Source organism: Stenotrophomonas capsici (genome assembly GCF_034961085.1).
Classification (GTDB): domain Bacteria; phylum Pseudomonadota; class Gammaproteobacteria; order Xanthomonadales; family Xanthomonadaceae; genus Stenotrophomonas; species Stenotrophomonas capsici.
This window is the reverse complement of sequence record NZ_JAYFUH010000249.1, coordinates 526,947-545,223: the sequence shown is the minus strand read 5'-3', so window position 1 is coordinate 545,223 and position 18,277 is coordinate 526,947. Positions and strand designations below refer to the sequence as shown.

Genomic DNA, 18,277 nt, shown 5'->3' with positions numbered 1-18,277 from the left:
CCGGAATCGATCCGGATGTACTACACCCACAAAAAAGCGCCGATGCTTTCGCACCGGCGCTTCGTGTTTCCATGCAACTGGCGTGGATTACTTCACGCTGACCAGCTTGATCTCGAACTGCACGGCCACGTTCGGCGGGAACGGGGTACGCGGGTCGGCACCGTAGGCCTGTTCCGGCGGCAGGGTCACTTCCCACTTGGCGCCGGCCGGCATCTGCAGCAGGGTTTCGCGCATCGCGGCCATTTCGACTTCGCTGACCTTGATCGACGGAATCGACTGGGCCGGGCGGGCTTCGGTCGGACGCTGGCCGTACGGGAACGGACCGGCCACTTCCAGCGCAACGGTGCTGGCCTGGGTCGGCTTGGCGCCGTTGCCGGCTTCGATCACGCGGTACTGCACGCCGCTGGCCAGCGCCTGCACGCCCGGCTTGGCCCGGTTGGCGGCGATGAACTGGTCGCTGCGGGTCTTGTTGTCGGCAGCGGCCTTGTCGTACTCGGCCTTGGCGGCCTGGGCGCGGCTCTGCTCACGGCGCTGGAAGGCTTCCACGGCCGGCTTGAGCTGGTCGGCGGTGATCGCCGGCTGCTTCTTGGCGTAGGCATCCTGCAGGCCCTTCACCACCGAAGCGATGTCCAGCTGCTCGCCGCGACCGGTGAGTTCAGCCAGGTTGTTGCCGTAGTCATAGCCGAAGTAATAGCTCAGCTTGCCCTTTTCGGACGAGACGTCCTGGGCGAATGCAGTGCCGGTGATGGCCAGAGCGGCCACGGCGACCGCGATAGAACGCAACTTCATCAAACTGTTCTCCAGGGAAGGTGTCTCAGGGCAACCATGCCGCTTGAGGCGACGGGTTAGGATAGCCGTCACAAAGGCGCTCCGCCACTGACGACCCGGGCTCTGACCCACATGGGTTCGATTTAGTTCAAAACTCACTTTTTTTTAACTTTTCAGGAGCTTCACCGTATGTCCGACGCCCCGGTCTCGATCGCCACCCGCGACGGTATCCGCACCATCACCGTGCAACGTCCGGAAAAGCTCAATGCATTGAACCGCCAGACCCTGGAAGCCCTGGATGCGGCATTCGCCGCGGCCGGCCAGGCCGACGACGTGCGCGTGGTGGTCCTGACCGGGGCCGGCCCCAAGGCGTTCGTGGCCGGTGCCGACATCGCCGAGATGAATGGCCTGACCCCGGTGCAGGGGCGCGACTTTTCGCTGGTCGGCCAGCGCCTGATGCGCCGCATCGAACGCCTGGAAAAACCGGTCATCGCGATGATCAACGGCTTTGCGCTGGGCGGCGGCATGGAGCTGGCCATGGCCTGCCACCTGCGCATCGCCGCCGACAGCGCCAAGGTCGGCCAGCCGGAAATCAACCTGGGCCTGCTGCCGGGCTTCGGCGGCACCCAGCGCCTGCTGCGCCTGGCCGGCCGTGCCGCGGCGCTGGAGCTATGTCTGCTCGGCGCGCCGATTGACGCCGCCCGCGCCCAGCAACTGGGCCTGGTCAACCGGGTGGTGCCGGCCGCCGAGCTGGAGGCGGAGACGTTGAAGATCGCCACCCAGTTGGCCCATGCCGCGCCGCTGGCACTGCGCGGCATCCTGGACGCGATCAACGTCGGCGGCGAGTGCGGCATCGAGGAAGGACTGGAGTACGAAAGCGCGCAGTTCGGCCTGGCCTTCTCCACCGAGGACATGCGCGAAGGCACCTCGGCCTTCCTGGAACGCCGCAAGCCGGAATTCAGGAACCGCTGAGCTGCACCGATGCCTGCCGTGACCGCCACACCGCAACAGCTGCTGCAGTTCATCGCCGACGACGACATCGACGCCGCCGTGCGCGCCGGGCTGATGGAGTACGCGCCCGAAGCCGCCGGGCTGGATACCGCGCAGGTACAGCCGTTGCTGGAAGCACAGCAGCGCCTGCGCCAGGCCTGGGCCGCGCGTGAACGCCACCGCGCGCGCGATGCACGGCTGGCCCGGCGCGCGGCCGAACGCGAAGCACGCCGCGCGCCACCGCCGGCACCGGACCACAAACCCGCCCTGCCCTCGGCAGCGGCCGCCATCCTCGCCCGTGCAAAGGCACGGGCCGCGGGAAAGCCCACTGCATGACTGCCCCCACCGTGAAGAAAGCCGTGGCGCGCAAGGCCGCGCCCCGCAACGCCGCCACCCCAGCAAGCGCTGCGACGGTGAAGAAGCCGTCGACGCCGCGTGCCGGCAAGCGCATGAGCCGCGAGGAAGTGCGGGAGATGTTCACCCGCCTGCGCGAGCTCAACCCGCACCCCAAGACCGAACTGGAATACAGCACGCCGTTCGAACTGCTGGTGGCGGTGACGCTGTCGGCGCAGGCCACCGACGTGGGCGTCAACAAGGCCACCCGCAAGTTGTTCCCGGTGGCCAACACCGCCCAGGCCATCCTCGACCTGGGCGAGGAAGGGCTCAAGCGCTACATCGCCACCATCGGCCTGTTCAACGCCAAGGCGAAGAACGTCATCGCCGCCTGCGCGATCCTGGTGCAGAAGTACGGGGGCGAAGTGCCCGCCGACCGCGCCGCGCTGGAAGCCCTGCCCGGCGTCGGCCGCAAGACCGCCAACGTCGTGCTCAACACCGCCTTCGGGCAACCGACCATGGCGGTGGACACGCATATCTTCCGCGTCGCCAACCGCACCGGCCTGGCGCCCGGCAAGGACGTGCGTGCGGTGGAGGATGGCTTGTTGAAAGTGATCCCCGGGGAATTCCTGCAGGACGCGCACCATTGGCTGATCCTGCACGGCCGCTACGTCTGCAAGGCGCGCAAGCCGGACTGCCCGCAATGCGTGATCCGCGATCTGTGTCACTTCAAGGACAAGACAGCCGACGCCTGAGCGCGGCCGGCTGCCATATGCACGACACCTGACCGTAACAGCGCCCGCGTCCAATACGCGGGCATGGGCGTTGCGTGCGCGGAAGGTCGTCGCCGGACTGTCACATTTACGCAATCTTTACGCCCTAGCCTTCGCAGCATCCTCAACCTGCCTGCAAGGCTACCCATCCATGAACCTGCATCGCCAACTCCTCACTGCAGCCGTTGTGTCGGCGCTGTTTGTCCCGGCCGCACACGCCGAAATCGCCATCGATGTCATCGGCGGCTCCGAAATCACCTTCGAAGGCCTGGTGCAGGCTGATGGCAACTGGTTCGACAACGACCGCGCCGACCTGAACGGCGTCGCCAAGAACGGCAAGGACAGCGAGTTCGAGCTGCGCCGCGCCGAGCTGGTGCTCAAGGGCAAGGGCCCGGGCAACGTGGAATGGGTGGTCGGCTACGACGCCAAGGCCGACAAGTTCCTGGACACCAACCTGAAGTACAAGCTGGGCGGCAACAGCAACCACTACCTGCAGGCCGGCCAGTTCAAGCAGCCCAACAGCCTGGAAGAGCTGTCCAGCACCAAGAACAACGACTTCATCTCCAAGGCCACCGTGACCAACACCTATGCCGTGGCCCGTCGCCTCGGCCTGGGCTACAGCATCGGTGACAGCGACTGGTCGGTCACCGCGTCGGCGTTCGGCCGCGAACTGACCCGCGACTTGGCCCATGGCAGCGGCTACGGCGTGCGCGGCACCTTCGCCCCGATCAACGAGAAGGGCAACATCCTGCACCTGGGCCTGAGCTACGTCGATTACGACACCGACGCGGACACCCTGCGCTGGCGCGCCCGCCCGAACGCCGACCTGGCCACCGTGCGCCTGGTCGACAGCGGCGACCTGAAGGACAGCGACCGCATCAGCACCATCGGTGCCGAAGCCATGTACGTGCAGGGTCCGTTCAAGGCCCAGGCCGAGTACTACAACTCCAAGGTCAAGCGCTACGACCATGACAACTACACCACCGACGGCTACTACGTCAGCGGCGTGTGGAACGTCACCGGCGAAACCTGGGGCTACAAGGGCGGCACCCCGAGCCTGGGCCTGCCGGACGATCCGGGCCGTGGCATGTGGCAGCTGGGCGCCCGCTTCGACAGCATCGACCTGAACGACGGTGGCCTGCGCGCCCCGGCCGTGATCGGTGGTGCTCCGCTGGTGGACGGCGTGCTCGGCGGCAAGATGGACATCTGGACCGTGGGCGCCAACTGGTACTGGCGTTCGAACTTCAAGGCCTCGCTGAACTACGTGATGGTCGACAGCAAGAAGTACAGCTCCAGCGCCCGCACCTTCCTCAGCGACAAGCCGAACATCCTGGAAGCCCGCCTGCAGTTCTTCTGGTAAGCCCAGGCAGCGATGATCGAGGAGAACGCCCCGCAAGGGGCGTTCTCTTTTTTTGGGGAGCGGCCCTGGCCGCGAAGCCCGTCGTCGTTCCGAACGCGGGAGTACCCATTGTCGTGATCTTCGCCGGAAGCCATGGTCCGCCGTTCATCGTTTCGCGGCCGGATGCATTTCCGGCCTCGCGGCCAAGGCCGTTCCCTCGCTGGGCGAGCGGCTATGCTGCGGTTCTACGTCATCAACGGATTGATCATGCGCATCGCCCTGCTGCTGTTCCTGCTCGCCCTCCCCGTCACGGCATTGGCCCAGGACTGCGGCGCCGACAGCGCCACCCGCATCCGCCAGGCCTATGCGCAACTGCCCGCCGGCACCCTGCCGGAACATGGCCAGATGCGCATCGACGCCACCCAGGGCGTCTGTCGTGTCTGGCCGGCCGACACCTCCCTGACCCTGATGGCCGTGCCGCTGCTCGGTGAATGGCAGGAGGACGGCTCCTACCGCGACGGCGACCTGGACCTGCTGGTGGTCGACACCACCACGCTGCGCCCGCGCGCCACCGTGCGCCTGCCCGGCGCGATGAGCAGCGACGCCGTCCGCATCGAGGGCGTCAGCCTGGACACCGCCCGCTACCGCCTGTCCGCGGACGTACGCGCGTTCGGCGTGCGCATCTCGCGCAGTGGCTCCTCGCAGCCCAACCCGTTCTCTGACACACGCCTGCAATTGTTCGTGCTGGACAAGGACCGGCTCACGCCGGTCACCGGCCAGATCGTGATGAACCTTTTCAGCGGCGAATGGGACACCCGCTGCACCGGCGAGTTCAACGACGTCGAGCGGACCCTCGAAGTGGAGCCACCGCCGGCACAGGGCTTTGCCACCCTGCGGGTGCGCGAGCGCATCACCGGGATCATCAACCGCGAGGATGCCGCCGGCCAATGCGTGGAGGATCGCCACACGCTGCCGGTCAAGCACTACACCCTGCAACCCAAGGGCCGCAGCTACCCGCTGCCGGAGGCGATCACGGCCAGCTTCTGAGCAGGTTGCGGCTGTCACCGCGTCGTCATATGACAGACGCTGCGTTGTCATCAAATGGTTATGGAATAGGCGCCGGGCGGAACTCACCGCACATTCACCTCCCAGGAGCCATTCGTGATCCACGCCATCAAATCGCGCGCCGTCGTCGCCATCCTCGCCGCGTCGTCCGTGTTCGCCGCCAATGCCACCGATGTCACCGGCGCTGGCGCCTCCTTCATCTACCCGGTCATGTCCAAGTGGTCGGCCGACTACAGCGCCGCCACCGGCAAGCGGGTGAACTACCAGTCGATCGGCTCCGGCGGCGGCATCGCCCAGATCAAGGCCAACACCGTCGATTTCGGCTCCTCCGACGCTCCGCTGCGTCCGGAAGAACTGGCCTCCTCGGGCCTGGTGCAGTTCCCGTCGGTGATCGGCGGCGTGGTGCCGGTCATCAACGTGGCCGGCGTCGAAGCCGGTGCCATGAAGCTCGACGGCCCGACCCTGGCCAACATCTTCCTGGGCCGCATCACCAAGTGGAACGACCCGGCCATCGTCGCCCTCAACGCCGGCCTGGCCCTGCCCGACGCGAAGATCACCGTCGTGCACCGCTCCGACGGTTCGGGCACCACCTTCAACTTCGTCAACTACCTGTCCAAGGTCAACAACGACTGGAAGACCAGCGTCGGTGAAGGCACCAGCGTGCAGTGGCCGGTCGGCATCGGCGGCAAGGGCAACGAAGGCGTCGCCGCCTACGTCAAGCAGATCAAGGGTTCGATCGGCTACGTCGAGTTCTCCTACGCGCTGCAGAACCGCCTGACCTTCTCGCGCATGAAGAACGCCGCCGGCAACTTCGTGCAGCCGCGTGACGAGACCTTCTCGGCCGCTGCCGCCAGCGCCGACTGGGCCAATGCCCGCGACTTCTACCTGGTGATGACCAACGCCCCGGGTGAGCAGGCCTGGCCGATCACCGCCACCAACTTCATCCTGATGCGCAAGCAGCCCAAGACCGCCGAAGGCGCCAAGGCCGCGCTGGACTACTTCCGCTGGATCTACGCCAACGGTGATGCACAGGCCCGCCAGCTGGACTACGTGCCGCTGCCGGACAGCCTTGTCCGCCAGATCGAAACCTACTGGCAGCAGAACGCGCGTTACTGAGTGTAGAGCCGACGAGTCCCTCTCCCTCGTCGCCTCAGGCGCGGATCGAGCGATCCGCGCCTTTTTTTGCACCTCCCGGCAGCACGGAACCACGCACCGCCGCGGTGCCAACGGGAAGGCCCTGCCGGGCATGCCCCGGCATTCCGCCCTGGCGTCATCCGGAAGGCCAAACGCGTCACACAGCACCGCTGTCCCGGCTGTTTCCGGACACCCCACCGCATCCTGTAGCCCATTGATGAACATGGGTTTTTCAGATTTTTTTCAGCATGTAATCAGGCTGTAACAAAAACATCATTTCATAGCCGCATCCGCTGGCGCCGCCAGCCTTTCTCCCGCTATGGAGTGACGCATGAAGCTGCACACGACCGGCCTTGCCGCCCTTTCCCTGGCCATTGCCCTGGGCCTGTCGGCCTGCGGTGGCAACAACGGCAACCCCGCCGCTTCCAACCCGGAAAACGCTGCTGCCGGTGCCCCGGCCGCGGGTGACAAGGTTGCCGCCGAGATCTCCGGCGCAGGCGCCTCGTTCATCTTCCCGCTCGTGTCGAAGTGGTCGGCCGACTACAACACCGCCACCGGCGCCAAGATCAACTACCAGTCGATCGGCTCGGGCGGCGGTATCGCCCAGATCAAGGCCGGCACCGTCGACTTCGGTTCCTCCGACAAGCCGCTGTCCAGCGAAGAGCTGGCCCAGGCCGGCCTCGGCCAGTTCCCGTCGGCGATCGGCGGCGTGGTCCCGGTGGTCAACCTGGAAGGCATCCAGCCGGGCCAGCTGCGCCTGAGCGGCGCCCTGCTGGCGGACATCTTCCTGGGCAAGGTCACCCAGTGGAATGACAAGGCCATCGCCGATGCCAACCCGGGCGTGACCCTGCCCGACACCAAGATCACCCTGGTGCACCGCTCCGACGGTTCGGGCACCACCTTCAACTTCTCCAACTACCTGTCCAAGGTGAGTGGCGAGTGGAAGGACAAGGTCGGCGAAGGCACCTCGGTGCAGTGGCCGGATGGCGTGGGCGGCAAGGGCAACGAAGGCGTCGCCTCCTACGTGCAGCAGATCAAGGGTTCGCTGGGCTACGTCGAGCTGGCCTACGCGCTGCAGAACAACATGCCGTACGCGTCGATGCAGAACGCCGCCGGCAGCTGGGTGCAACCGACCGCCGAGACCTTCGCCGCCGCTGCCGCCAGCGCCGACTGGGCCAACGCCAAGGACTTCAACCTGGTCATCACCAACGCCCCGGGCGCCAATGCGTGGCCGATCACCGCCACCAACTTCATGCTGATGCACAAGCAGCCGAAGGACGCCAAGCGCAGCGCCGACACCCTGGCCTTCTTCAAGTGGGCCTTCGAGAACGGCCAGACCCAGGCCAACGAACTGCACTACGTGCCGCTGCCGGCGGAGCTGGTGACCCAGATCGAAAGCTACTGGGCCGCCGAGTTCAAGTAATGGAATCGCACGGGTGCGCCATGGGCGCACCCGTGCAGGTTGCATGCAGTACCCGCAGGACCGTTGTCGTTGTTGCTGTTGTCGTCATTCCCGCGAAGGCGGGAACCGCTCCTGCTTCCGGGGTTGCATCGGGGGTAAAGGCAGGAACGATCCCCACCTTCGCGGGAATGACGAACGCCTCCGCTTCCCCCGCCACCGCGCGGACAACGTTGCCACCGCTGTGTCCTTCCCGGAATACCGGGGACAGAACCAAAACCGCCTCCCCCTTGGGCCTACGCCGCTGCCATGAATGCCATCGCACCGTCCCTCGCTTCGCCCAGCTCGCGTGATGTGCGCGATGCCCGCAATGACCGGCTGTTCCGCTGGTTCCTGATCGCCACCGTCGTCTTCGTGCTGGTCGCCCTGGCCAGCGCCGCGCTGTCCATGCTGTGGGGCGGCCGCCATGCCCTGCAGGAACAGGGCCTGAGCTTCTTCTACTCCGCCGACTGGAATCCGGTGGAGAACAAGTTCGGCGCACTGGCGCCGATCTACGGCACCATCGTCACCGCGCTGATCGCCATGCTGATCGCCGTGCCGGTGAGCTTCGGCATCGCCTTCTTCCTGACCGAGGTGGCGCCGCGCTGGCTGCGCGGCCCGGTCGGCACCGCCATCGAACTGCTGGCCGGCATCCCGTCGATCATCTACGGCATGTGGGGCCTGTTCGTGCTGGTGCCGGTGATGACCGAGTACGTCACCCCGTTCCTCAACGAGAACCTCGGCGGCCTGCCGGTCATCGGCGCGTTGTTCCAGGGGCCGCCGCTGGGCATCGGCATGCTCACCGCCGGCTTCGTGCTGGCGATCATGGTGATCCCGTTCATCTCCTCGGTGATGCGCGAGGTGTTCCTCACCGTGCCGACCCGCCTGAAGGAGTCGGCCTACGCGCTGGGCTCGACCAAGTGGGAAGTGAGCTGGGACATCGTGCTGCCCTACACCCGCTCGGCGGTGATCGGCGGCGTGTTCCTCGGCCTGGGCCGCGCCCTGGGTGAAACCATGGCCGTGGCCTTCGTGATCGGCAACAGCGTGCGCCTGACCCCGTCGCTGCTGGAGCCGGGCACCACCATCGCCGCGCTGATCGCCAACGACTTCGGCGAAGCCACCGAAACCTACCGCTCGGCACTGCTGCTGCTCGGCTTCGTGCTGTTCATCGTCACCTTCGTGGTGCTGGCCATCGCCCGACTGATGCTGCTGCGCCTGTCCCGCAAGGAGGGCAACTGATGTCCACCGTCGCTTCCCACAAGGCCGCCGACGCGCTGTACCTGCGTCGTCGCATCACCAACGGCCTGGCCCTGCTGCTGGCCTGCGCCACCGCGCTGTTCGGCCTGTTCTTCCTCGGCTGGATCCTGTGGACGCTGCTGTCCAAGGGCCTGCCGGGCATCAACCTCGACCTGTTCACCAAGATGACGCCGCCGCCGATGCAGGAAGGCGGCCTGCTCAACGCCTTCTTCGGCAGCGCGGTGATGTGCGCGCTGGCCATCGCCATCGGCACGCCGCTGGGCGTGGCCGCCGGCACCTGGCTGGCCGAGTACGGCAATACGCGCAAGGCAGGCACGGTGGTGCGCTTCGTCAACGACATCCTGCTGTCGGCGCCGTCGATCGTGCTGGGCCTGTTCGTCTACACGCTGTACGTGATGCAGACCGGCGGCCAGTTCTCCGCCTTCGCCGGTGCGCTGTCGCTGGCCTTCATCGTGCTGCCGGTGGTGATCCGCACCACCGACGAAATGCTGCGGCTGGTACCGGTGCAGATGCGCGAAGCGGCGCTGGCGCTGGGCGTGCCGCAGTGGAAGGTGATCATGCAGGTGCTGTACCGCAGCGCCATGGCCGGCATCGTCACCGGCATCCTGCTGGCGCTGGCACGCATCTCCGGCGAGACCGCGCCGCTGCTGTTCACCGCCTTCGGCAACCAGTACTGGAACAGCAACGTGTTCCAGCCGATGGCCTCGGTGCCGGTGGTGATGAACCAGTTCGCCGGCAGCCCGTATGAATCCTGGCAGGTGCTGGCCTGGGCCGGCGCACTGGTCCTGACCGTGTTCGTGCTGCTGGTCAGCCTCTCCGCCCGCGGCCTGCTGCTGCGCAATCGAATTTCAAACGACTGATCCCATGGACCTTCCCATGAACGACCTCAACAACGCCGTGCCCATGCAGCGCATCAACGTGCCTGCCTCCAACCAGGAGCTGCATGCACCGGCGCCGGTGAAGCTGGCCGCACGCGGCCTGGACTTCTACTACGACAAGTTCCATGCGCTCAAGGGCATCAACCTGGAGATCCCCGAAAAGCGCGTGACCGCGCTGATCGGCCCGTCCGGGTGCGGCAAGTCCACCCTGCTGCGCATCTTCAACCGCATCTACGCGCTGTACCCGAAGCTGGAAGCGCGCGGCGAAGTGTTGCTGGACGGCGAGAACATCCTCTCGCCCAAGTACCCGATGAACCGCCTGCGCTCCAAGGTGGGCATGGTGTTCCAGAAGCCGGTGCCGTTCCCGATGACCATCTTCGAGAACGTGGCCTACGGCATCCGCCACCACGAGAAGCTGTCCAAGGCCGAGATGAACGTGCGCGTCGAGCAGGCGCTGCGCCAGGGCGCGCTGTGGGACGAAGTGAAGGACAAGCTCAACCAGAGCGCGCTGGGACTGTCCGGCGGCCAGCAGCAGCGCCTGTGCATCGCCCGCGCCGTGGCCCTGCGCCCGGACGTGCTGCTGCTCGACGAACCGACCTCGGCGCTGGACCCGATCTCCACCAGCCGCATCGAGCAGCTGGTCGAGGAACTGAAGAACGACTACACCATCGCCATCGTCACCCACAACATGCAGCAGGCCGCGCGCGTGTCCGACTACACCGCCTTCATGTACCTGGGTGACCTGATCGAGCATGACCGCACCGAGGTCATCTTCTCCAACCCGTCCAAGCAGCAGACCGAAGACTACATCACCGGTCGGTTCGGCTGAGCCCGGGCAATGGGGAGCCGGCAGGCGGGAGTGCAGTCCTCCCGCCCCCTGCCCCACCGGACTTCAACGCCCTGCCTCCCCATTCCTGTTTCCCCTATTCCGGCTGACGCCCATGAACAACCCCAACGACCACATCGTGAAGAGCTACGACGAAGAACAGCAGCGCCTGGTAACCGAGATCGTGCGCATGGGCGAGATGTCCGTCGCGCAGCTGGAAGCGGCGCTGGACGTGATCGAGCGCCGCGACGAGAAGGCCGCCCAGCGCATCGTCGCCAACGACGAGGCCATCGACCAGCTCGAACAGCAGATCAGCCATGACGTCATGCGCCTGGCGCTGCGCGGCCCGATGGCGCGCGACCTGCGCGAGATCCTGGCCGGCCTGCGCATCCCGGCCGACATCGAACGCATCGGCGACTACGCCGCCAACGTGGCCAAGCGCTCGATCGCGCTGGTGTCGGTGCCGCCGATGCCGCAGATCCAGGGCGTGCGCGCACTGGGCCGCCTGGCCGCCCAGCAGGTCCGCGCCGCATTGGTGGCCTACCGCGACAACGACGCCGAAGCGGCGTTGAAGCTGCGCGAGGAAGACGCCCGCCTGGACGCGCAGTACACCGCGCTGTTCCGCGAACTGCTGACCTACATGATGGAAGACCCGCGCAACATCACCCCGTGCACGCACCTGCTGTTCATGGCCAAGAACCTGGAGCGCATCGGCGACCACGCCACCAACATCGCCGAGAACGTCTGGTTCCTCGTGCACGGCGAACAGCCGCTGCCGCCGCGCGAGAAGCGCGACGAAACCAGCACGGTCGACCACGCCTGAGCCTGGCAACGGCCCGCCGGATCCTCGTCCCGGCGGGCCGTTACATGCCGATACAAAGCGATACCGCGGCGGCGGGAAATTTAATTACGCGTTCATGGATTTTTTCCTAGCGTGGTGTTGCACGCGGCATCCCCGCCGCGTCCCCCAGGAAACCACCATGAAGCGCATCTTCGCCACCGCCCTGTCCCTGTCCCTGCTGGCCTCGGCCAGTGCCTTTGCCGGCCCCGTGCAGGACCGCGACCGCCACGACCCGCCGGCACCGTCGCATGCGCAGCAGCACCCGGCTCCCGCGTCGTCCAATGGCGCCCGCCATGCCGCCCCGCAGTCGGCCCATCACGCCCCCCGCAAGGGCGAGCGGCTGTCCCGGCATCAGCGTGGAACACGCGTGGCCGACTACGCTCACCATGGCCTGCGCAAGCCCGGAAGGGGCAATGAGTGGCGCCGGATCGACGATCGCTACGTGTTGATCGCCATCGCCACCGGCCTGGTCATGGACATCGCCAGCGGTCGCTGAACACCGCCCGTACCGCAACCCCGACAGGCCCAAACCGGGCCTGTCGACACATCCGCTACCCGCACGCACGCCACCGTGCTTGCTAAGCTCCAGCCTCCCCCGCACACCTCTGACACTGGAGCACCACCGCATGGCCATCGATCTCCGCAAGCCTGCTTCCCTCGCCCTGGGTGTCGCGTTGCTCGGGGGCAGCGCCGCCCCGGCCTTCGCCATGACCGACCTGGCCCAGGGCTACGCACTGGCCGCCACCGGCCAGACGCCGCCGGCCGAACAGAAGCCGGCCACGCCGCCGCCGACCGGCACCACCGACGCACCGGCCAAGCATGCCGAGGGCAAGTGCGGCGAAGGCAAGTGTGGCGGCAGCCACGCCGGCGCCGCTGCGACCGCCGCCCCGGCACCGGCCGCTGCCCCCGCACCGGCCAAGGCCGGTGACGACAAGGCCGCCGACAGCGCCAAGACCCACGCCGAAGGCAAGTGTGGCGAGGGCAAGTGTGGCGGCAACCACTGACCGCCTCCCCGGCAACCTGCGCGCGCCGGCAGCGGCCAGCGCAGGACTGGGCCTGCGGCGGTCACTGCTGGATGCACTGGCCGCCGCGCCGGCAGGCGCGTTCGATTTCCTCGAATGCGCCCCGGACAACTGGGTGGGCGTCGGCGGCCGGCTTGGCGAGGCACTGGCCGAGCTGTCGCGGCGTCACCCCCTGACCTGCCATGGGCTGTCCCTGTCGCTCGGCGGCCCAAGCCCACTGGACGTGGCATTCCTGCAGCGCACCCGTCGCTTCCTCGACCAGCATCAGGTCGCGCTGTACAGCGAACACCTGAGCTGGTGCAGCGACGACGGCCACCTGTACGAGCTGCTGCCACTGCCGTTCACCGGCGAGGCCGTGCGCCACGTGGCGGCCCGCATCCGCCAGGCGCAGGACATCCTGGGCCGCCGCATCGCGGTGGAGAACGCCTCCTACTACGCCGTGCCGGCCGCCGACATGGACGAAGCCGGCTTCATCAACGCCGTGCTGGAGGAGGCCGACTGCGACCTGCTGCTGGACGTCAACAACGTCTACGTCAACGCCATCAACCATGGCTACGACGCGCACGCCTTCCTCGCCCGCCTGCCGTCGGCACGCATCGCCAGCTATCACGTTGCCGGCCACCATGACGAAGCCGACGACCTGAAGATCGACACCCACGGCATGCCGGTCAAGCACGATGTCTGGCAGTTGCTGGCGGCCAGCCATGCCCTGCACGGGGTCCGCCCGACGCTGCTGGAGCGTGATTTCAATTTCCCGCCCCTGCCCGAGCTGCTCGATGAGCTGCAGGTCATCCGCCGGTTGCAGCAGGCCGCCGCGACGGAGCACGCGCATGGCTGAAACCCTGGCGCAACTGCAGCAGCGCTTCGCCGCCCACCTGCGCGACCCGGAACGGCAGCCGGCGCCCGATGCCATCGCCCGGCGCCGCATGCAGGTGTATCGCGAGCTGTATTTCAACAACCTGCAATCATTGCTGGCGGCCAACTTCCCGGTCATCCGCCGCACCCTGGACGATGCCGAGTGGTTGTCGCTGGTCCGCGCTTTTTGTCGCGACCATCGCGCCCACACGCCGTTGTTCACCGAGATCGCGCAGGAGTTCATCCTGTTCCTCGACCAGCGGCCAGCGGACCCGCGCTACCCCTGGCTGCTGGAACTTGCCCACTACGAGTGGATCGAACTGGCCCTGCAGGTCAGCGACGCCGCCCTGCCCGCCCACGACCCGCAGGGCGACCTGCTGGACGCCGCGCCGCTGTGCTCCCCCTGGTGCCGGGCCCTGGCCTATCAATGGCCGGTGCATCGCATTGGCCCGGCGTGGCAACCGACGCAGCCCCCGGCCGAGCCGACGCTGCTGCTGGCACGGCGCGGCGTCGATGGCAGCGTGGCGTTCTCCACCGTCTCGCCGCTGCTGTTCCGCCTGCTGGAGCGGCTGGAGCAGTTCCCCGGACACAGCGGCCGCATGCATCTGCAGGCGCTGGCCGAGGAAGCCGGCGTCGTCGCCGACCCCGCCTTCCTTGCCAATGGCGCCGCGATGCTGCAGCAGCTGCGCGAGCGCGCCTGCATCCTGGGCACCGCCCGGTAGGCGCACCTGCAGGCGCGAAACCCGCTTATCACCGGCCGTTCTTACGCGCTCTGCTACCCTATTGCGATGAACGAACACGTTGAATCGCCCGTCCCGCGCCCCGTTTTCACGCCCATGGCGCAACGCTTCCGTGGCTTCCTGCCGGTGGTTGTGGACGTGGAGACCGGTGGCTTTGACTGCAACCGGCATGCACTGCTGGAGATCGCCGCGGTGCCGGTGGAGATGGATGAGAACGGCCTGCTGTATCCCGGGCAGACTGCCAGCGCCCACGTCATCCCGGCCGAAGGCACCGAAATCGACCCCAAGTCACTGGAAATCACCGGCATCGTGCTGGACCACCCGTTCCGCCTAGCCAAGCCCGAACGCGACGCGCTGGAGCATGTGTTCGCCCCGGTGCGCGCGGCCATGAAGAAGTACAACTGCCAACGCGCGATCCTGGTCGGCCACAACGCCCATTTCGACCTGGGCTTCATCAACGCCACCGTGGCCCGCAGCGGCCACAAGCGCAATCCGTTCCATCCCTTCAGCGTGTTCGACACGGTGACCCTGGCCGGCATGGCCTACGGCCAGACCGTGCTGGCCCGCGCGGTGCAGGCAGCCGGCTTCGAATGGGATGCCAACGAGGCGCACAGCGCGGTCTACGACACCGAACAAACCGCACGGCTGTTCTGCAAGATCGTCAACGCCTGGCCCACCCCGCTGGGCCGCTGAGCGGCCCGCCGCTATCGTGGCTCAGGCCGCGCAGGTACGCGCGCGCCCGTCCTGCTTGGCCTGCGCCAAGGCGTTCTTGGCACGCTGGTAGAACAGCACCGGGGCCTGGTCGGCATCGCCCATCTGCACCGCGCCGGCACTGAAGGTCACGGCGATCTCGCCTTCGCCGCGGCCACCCCATTCGCCGTACTGGCCAAACAGGCGCTGCAGGCGCTGGCAGACCATCTCGGCATCGGCCAGGGTGGTGTCGCCCAGCAGGATCGCGAACTCCTTGTTGCCCAGCCGCGCCGGCATGTCCGAGGCGCGCAGGCTGCGCCGCAGCAGTTCGCCCACCTCGCACAGCACCAAGTCACCGACGGCACGCGACCAGGCTGCGTTGATCTGCTTGAGGTGGTCGATGCTCAGCACCACCAGGCACAACGGTCGTTCGCTGCGGCGCGAGGCGGCCATCTGCCGCGACAGCGCATCATCGAAGGCACGCCGGTTGGGCAGGCCGCTGAGGTCGTCCTCGTGCGCCAGCCGCGCGAACGACTCGGCCTGCTGCTGCATCTGCAGCTCCAGCTCAGCCACGGCCTGCTCGGCCGCAGCCAGCCGCTCGGCGGCCTGGCGCCCGTCGCGGGCCTGCCGTTCGGCATCCTGCATCAACCTGGCCAGTTGCATGCGCTGCTGGCCAAGCCGGTAACCGCACCACAGCAGTGCCGCCATCAGCAGTGCGCCGACGCCGGCCAGCACCGGTACCGTGGCCACCGCCAACGGCGTTGCCGGCGGCGCGCCAGCCGCCTGCGCGAACAGCGGCAACGCCAGCAAGGCCGGCGCAGCCAACACGGCCTTCCGGCGCTGTCTGCGCGTGCGCTTGCCACACCTGTCAACCGCCCCCGGCGTACCTGCCAGAACCGTATCCCTTGCCATCGATCTGCATCCCCGGATAGTGCGGCGATACTAGCAAAGACACCGGCCCCGCCAGGCGACCTCCTTCACAGCCCGGCGCTGCGGATGCCCGCCCCGCTCAACCGCGCTGACCGGTCTCCCACTGCGGCTGCTCCCACCGCACCACCGCCTCCAGGCCGCCTTCAGGGTGGTTGCGCAGCACCAGCGTGGCACCGTCCTTCTCGGCCAGCGCGCGGGCGATGGTCAGGCCCAGCCCGGCACCGCCGGTCTCGCGCGAACGCGAGGTCTCCAGGCGCAGGAATGGCGTGAACACCGCCTCCAGCTCGTCGCTGGCCAGGCCGGGCCCATGGTCACGGATCACCACCTGCACCGCATCGCCCTGCCGGCTCGCATGCACCTGCACGCCACGCCCGTACTTGACCGCGTTGTCGACCAGGTTGGAGAACAGCCGGCGCATGGCCAGCGGGCGCAGCATCAGCACGGCACCGCAGTTCTGCTCCAGCGTGGCGTCATGCCCAGCCTCGGCGGCATCCTCGACCACGCTCTCCAGCAACGAATCCAGGTCCAGCGCGGCGCGCTGCTCGGCGCTTTCGGCGCTGCGTGCCAGCTCCAGGCCCTCGCGGATCAGCGCCTGCATCGCGGCCAGGTCGCCGATCAGGCGCTCACGCAGTTGTTCGTCGGCGACGTTCTCCAGGCGCAACCGCAACCGGGTCACCGGTGTCTGCAGGTCGTGCGTGATCGCCGCCAGCATCTGCGTGCGTTCGCCGAGGTGGCGCTGCAGCCGCTTCTGCATGGCGTTGAAGGCTTCGGCGGCACGCCGCACTTCCAGCGGACCGCTCACCGGCAACGGATCGCGTTGCAGGTCCTGCCCCAGTCCGGCGGCGTGCGCGGCCAGGCGTTCCAGCGGGGTACTGGCCATGCGCGCGACCACGTAGGCCAGCACCGCGATGGCCAGCCCCAGCAACGACAGGAACCACGGATCGAACGCCGCCGCGGGGCTGCGCGCGATGGCCGGGTACTCCAGCGCCAGCCGCACCGGGGTGCCGTCGCTCAGCTTCAGTTCGACCAGGCGGCAGCGCGGCGGTGTGAACGCCGGGTCATGCACATGGCGACGGCGCTCGCCTTCCCGGCGCCCTTGCGGCGGGGCCGGTGGCCGCATGAACTGCGGCAGCGGCACCATGCAGGCGCGGAAGCTGGTGGCCCGCACCTGCGCACCGGCCACCACGCCACCGCGCTGCGCCAGGGTCTCCATCAGCGCCGTGTCCGGCGCGCCGGTACGGAACGTGTCCTTGACCACCCGCACGCTCGGCCCGCCCACCGCCAGCAGGCGGGCGCGCAGCTCCGGGTTGCCATCGAGCAGGTTGACGAAGCCCTGCAGGCGGTCGGCGATGCGCGCCAGGTTCTGCCGTTCGAACTCCTGCTGGCGGCGGGACTCGGCCAGCAGCGTGGCACCGATCGCCGCGACCATCATGCCGACCAGCAGGATCACGAACAGGCGTCCCGTCATCGAGGACAGGAACCGGCGCAGGCGCTTCATTCCAGCGTCACCGCGCTGGCGAACACGTAACCCTCGTTGCGCACCGTCTTGACCAGGCCATCGCTGCCGCCGGCATCGCCCAGCTTCTGGCGCAGGCGACTGACCTGCAGGTCGATCGCGCGGTCCTGCGACTCGTAGTTGCGGCCGGTGCTCAAGGCCACCAGCTGCTCGCGCGAGAGCACCTTGTTGGCATGCGCGACGAACACCCGCAGCAGCCGGAATTCGGCGCCGGACAGCATCACCACGCGCCCGGCCGGGTCGACCAGGTGGCGATGCTCCAGGTCGAACACCCAGCCGGAAAAGCCCGCCCGGCGCATGGCCAGCGGCTCCAGGTTGGCCGGCAGCGCCTCGGTCCGCCGCAGCACGTTGCGGATGCGCGCCAGCAGCTCACGCGGCTCGAACGGCTTGGCCAGGTAATCGTCGGCCCCCATCTCCAGGCCCAGCACGCGGTCGATCGGCTCGCTGCGCGCGGTCAGCATGATCACCGGCGTGGCCGAACGCGCGCGGATCTCGCGGCACAACGCCAGCCCGTCCTCGCGCGGCAGGTTCAGGTCGAGCACGATCAGGTCGATGTGCTCGCGCGCCAGCACCTGGCGCATCTGGCCGCCATCGCCGGCCGTGCTCACGGTGTAACCGGCCCGTCCCAGCTGTTCGGCCAGCAGGCTGCGGATGTCGCTGTCGTCGTCTACCACCAGGAGGCGGTGCATGGTCTGTACTTCCGTCATGGCGCCATGATCCATGCTAGCGGATCAACGTGCGCGGGCGCGCCTGTATCGGCATGTATCGATCACCGCAGCCGATACACACCGTTACACAGCGTGCCGGACCGGACACAGAACGATACAACCCGTGCATTGAGGCGGCATCTTCCGCTGGCGACACTGGCACTGTCGCCGCGCC

The 18,277-nt window shown here is 67.7% G+C and carries 20 protein-coding genes; 16 read left to right on the top strand and 4 right to left on the bottom strand.

What is annotated here, in order from left to right; all coding sequences use genetic code 11:
- Positions 1 to 87: 87 nt before the first annotated feature.
- On the bottom strand, positions 88 to 789 hold the full coding sequence (locus tag VA603_RS15605) for an FKBP-type peptidyl-prolyl cis-trans isomerase N-terminal domain-containing protein (protein ID WP_132862647.1): 702 nt from the start codon (positions 787 to 789) through the stop codon (positions 88 to 90).
- Positions 790 to 957: 168 nt separating this feature from the next.
- Here VA603_RS15605 and VA603_RS15600 point away from each other — a divergent pair, with 168 nt between their 5' ends.
- The 16 genes from VA603_RS15600 to rnt all read left to right on the top strand — a co-directional run bounded on the left by VA603_RS15600 (position 958) and on the right by rnt (position 14,952).
- The gene (locus VA603_RS15600; protein WP_132862646.1) at positions 958 to 1,740 is read left to right on the top strand and encodes an enoyl-CoA hydratase/isomerase family protein; all 783 of its coding nucleotides are present in this window, start codon (positions 958 to 960) and stop codon (positions 1,738 to 1,740) included.
- 9 nt (positions 1,741 to 1,749) lie between these two features.
- The gene (locus VA603_RS15595; protein ID WP_132862645.1) at positions 1,750 to 2,094 is read left to right on the top strand and encodes a hypothetical protein; all 345 of its coding nucleotides are present in this window, start codon (positions 1,750 to 1,752) and stop codon (positions 2,092 to 2,094) included.
- A gap of 113 nt (positions 2,095 to 2,207) precedes the next feature.
- Positions 2,208 to 2,846, top strand: coding sequence for an endonuclease III (gene nth, locus VA603_RS15590; RefSeq protein WP_132866043.1), 639 nt, complete (start codon positions 2,208 to 2,210; stop codon positions 2,844 to 2,846).
- Positions 2,847 to 3,015: 169 nt separating this feature from the next.
- A complete protein-coding gene (locus tag VA603_RS15585) occupies positions 3,016 to 4,224 on the top strand; it encodes an OprO/OprP family phosphate-selective porin (RefSeq protein ID WP_323439386.1) in 1,209 nt (402 codons plus the stop codon).
- A 246-nt stretch (positions 4,225 to 4,470) separates the two neighbouring features.
- A complete protein-coding gene (locus VA603_RS15580; RefSeq protein WP_132862643.1) occupies positions 4,471 to 5,250 on the top strand; it encodes a PA3715 family protein in 780 nt (259 codons plus the stop codon).
- A 114-nt stretch (positions 5,251 to 5,364) separates the two neighbouring features.
- A complete protein-coding gene (pstS, locus tag VA603_RS15575) occupies positions 5,365 to 6,384 on the top strand; it encodes a phosphate ABC transporter substrate-binding protein PstS (protein ID WP_132862642.1) in 1,020 nt (339 codons plus the stop codon).
- A gap of 349 nt (positions 6,385 to 6,733) precedes the next feature.
- The gene (gene pstS / locus VA603_RS15570) at positions 6,734 to 7,825 is read left to right on the top strand and encodes a phosphate ABC transporter substrate-binding protein PstS (protein WP_323439385.1); all 1,092 of its coding nucleotides are present in this window, start codon (positions 6,734 to 6,736) and stop codon (positions 7,823 to 7,825) included.
- A 285-nt stretch (positions 7,826 to 8,110) separates the two neighbouring features.
- A complete protein-coding gene (gene pstC, locus VA603_RS15565) occupies positions 8,111 to 9,079 on the top strand; it encodes a phosphate ABC transporter permease subunit PstC (RefSeq protein WP_323439384.1) in 969 nt (322 codons plus the stop codon).
- Entirely contained in the window at positions 9,079 to 9,957 is an 879-nt protein-coding gene (pstA, locus tag VA603_RS15560) for a phosphate ABC transporter permease PstA (RefSeq protein ID WP_323439383.1), read from the top strand. Before pstC ends, pstA begins: the two co-directional genes overlap by 1 nt.
- A 16-nt stretch (positions 9,958 to 9,973) precedes the next feature.
- Complete coding sequence (pstB, locus tag VA603_RS15555; protein WP_132862638.1) at positions 9,974 to 10,804, top strand: phosphate ABC transporter ATP-binding protein PstB; 831 nt, start codon at positions 9,974 to 9,976, stop codon at positions 10,802 to 10,804.
- Between the two features lie 112 nt (positions 10,805 to 10,916).
- Positions 10,917 to 11,624 carry a phosphate signaling complex protein PhoU gene (phoU, locus tag VA603_RS15550; protein WP_132862637.1) on the top strand — a complete coding sequence of 236 codons (708 nt, stop codon included), beginning with the start codon at positions 10,917 to 10,919 and terminating at the stop codon, positions 11,622 to 11,624.
- A 157-nt stretch (positions 11,625 to 11,781) separates the two neighbouring features.
- On the top strand, positions 11,782 to 12,138 hold the full coding sequence (locus VA603_RS15545) for an RcnB family protein (RefSeq protein WP_323439382.1): 357 nt from the start codon (positions 11,782 to 11,784) through the stop codon (positions 12,136 to 12,138).
- Between the two features lie 130 nt (positions 12,139 to 12,268).
- On the top strand, positions 12,269 to 12,646 hold the full coding sequence (locus VA603_RS15540) for an HvfA family oxazolone/thioamide-modified RiPP metallophore (protein WP_323439381.1): 378 nt from the start codon (positions 12,269 to 12,271) through the stop codon (positions 12,644 to 12,646).
- Complete coding sequence (locus tag VA603_RS15535) at positions 12,630 to 13,502, top strand: HvfB family MNIO-type RiPP peptide maturase (RefSeq protein WP_243693938.1); 873 nt, start codon at positions 12,630 to 12,632, stop codon at positions 13,500 to 13,502. The genes VA603_RS15540 and VA603_RS15535 overlap by 17 nt, the downstream gene beginning before the upstream one ends.
- The gene (locus tag VA603_RS15530) at positions 13,495 to 14,241 is read left to right on the top strand and encodes an HvfC family RiPP maturation protein (RefSeq protein WP_323439380.1); all 747 of its coding nucleotides are present in this window, start codon (positions 13,495 to 13,497) and stop codon (positions 14,239 to 14,241) included. The genes VA603_RS15535 and VA603_RS15530 overlap by 8 nt, the downstream gene beginning before the upstream one ends.
- 66 nt (positions 14,242 to 14,307) lie before the next feature.
- Positions 14,308 to 14,952, top strand: a complete 645-nt coding sequence (gene rnt, locus VA603_RS15525; protein ID WP_132862633.1) for a ribonuclease T — start codon at positions 14,308 to 14,310, stop codon at positions 14,950 to 14,952.
- A 21-nt stretch (positions 14,953 to 14,973) separates the two neighbouring features.
- Here rnt and VA603_RS15520 read toward each other — a convergent pair whose 3' ends face one another.
- The 3 genes from VA603_RS15520 to VA603_RS15510 all read right to left on the bottom strand — a co-directional run bounded on the left by VA603_RS15520 (position 14,974) and on the right by VA603_RS15510 (position 18,084).
- Complete coding sequence (locus tag VA603_RS15520) at positions 14,974 to 15,777, bottom strand: GGDEF domain-containing protein (RefSeq protein ID WP_323439379.1); 804 nt, start codon at positions 15,775 to 15,777, stop codon at positions 14,974 to 14,976.
- Positions 15,778 to 15,958: 181 nt separating this feature from the next.
- Positions 15,959 to 17,377, bottom strand: a complete 1,419-nt coding sequence (locus VA603_RS15515) for an ATP-binding protein (RefSeq protein WP_323439378.1) — start codon at positions 17,375 to 17,377, stop codon at positions 15,959 to 15,961.
- Complete coding sequence (locus VA603_RS15510) at positions 17,374 to 18,084, bottom strand: response regulator (protein ID WP_132866042.1); 711 nt, start codon at positions 18,082 to 18,084, stop codon at positions 17,374 to 17,376. Before VA603_RS15510 ends, VA603_RS15515 begins: the two co-directional genes overlap by 4 nt.
- Between the last annotated feature and the right edge of the window lie 193 nt (positions 18,085 to 18,277).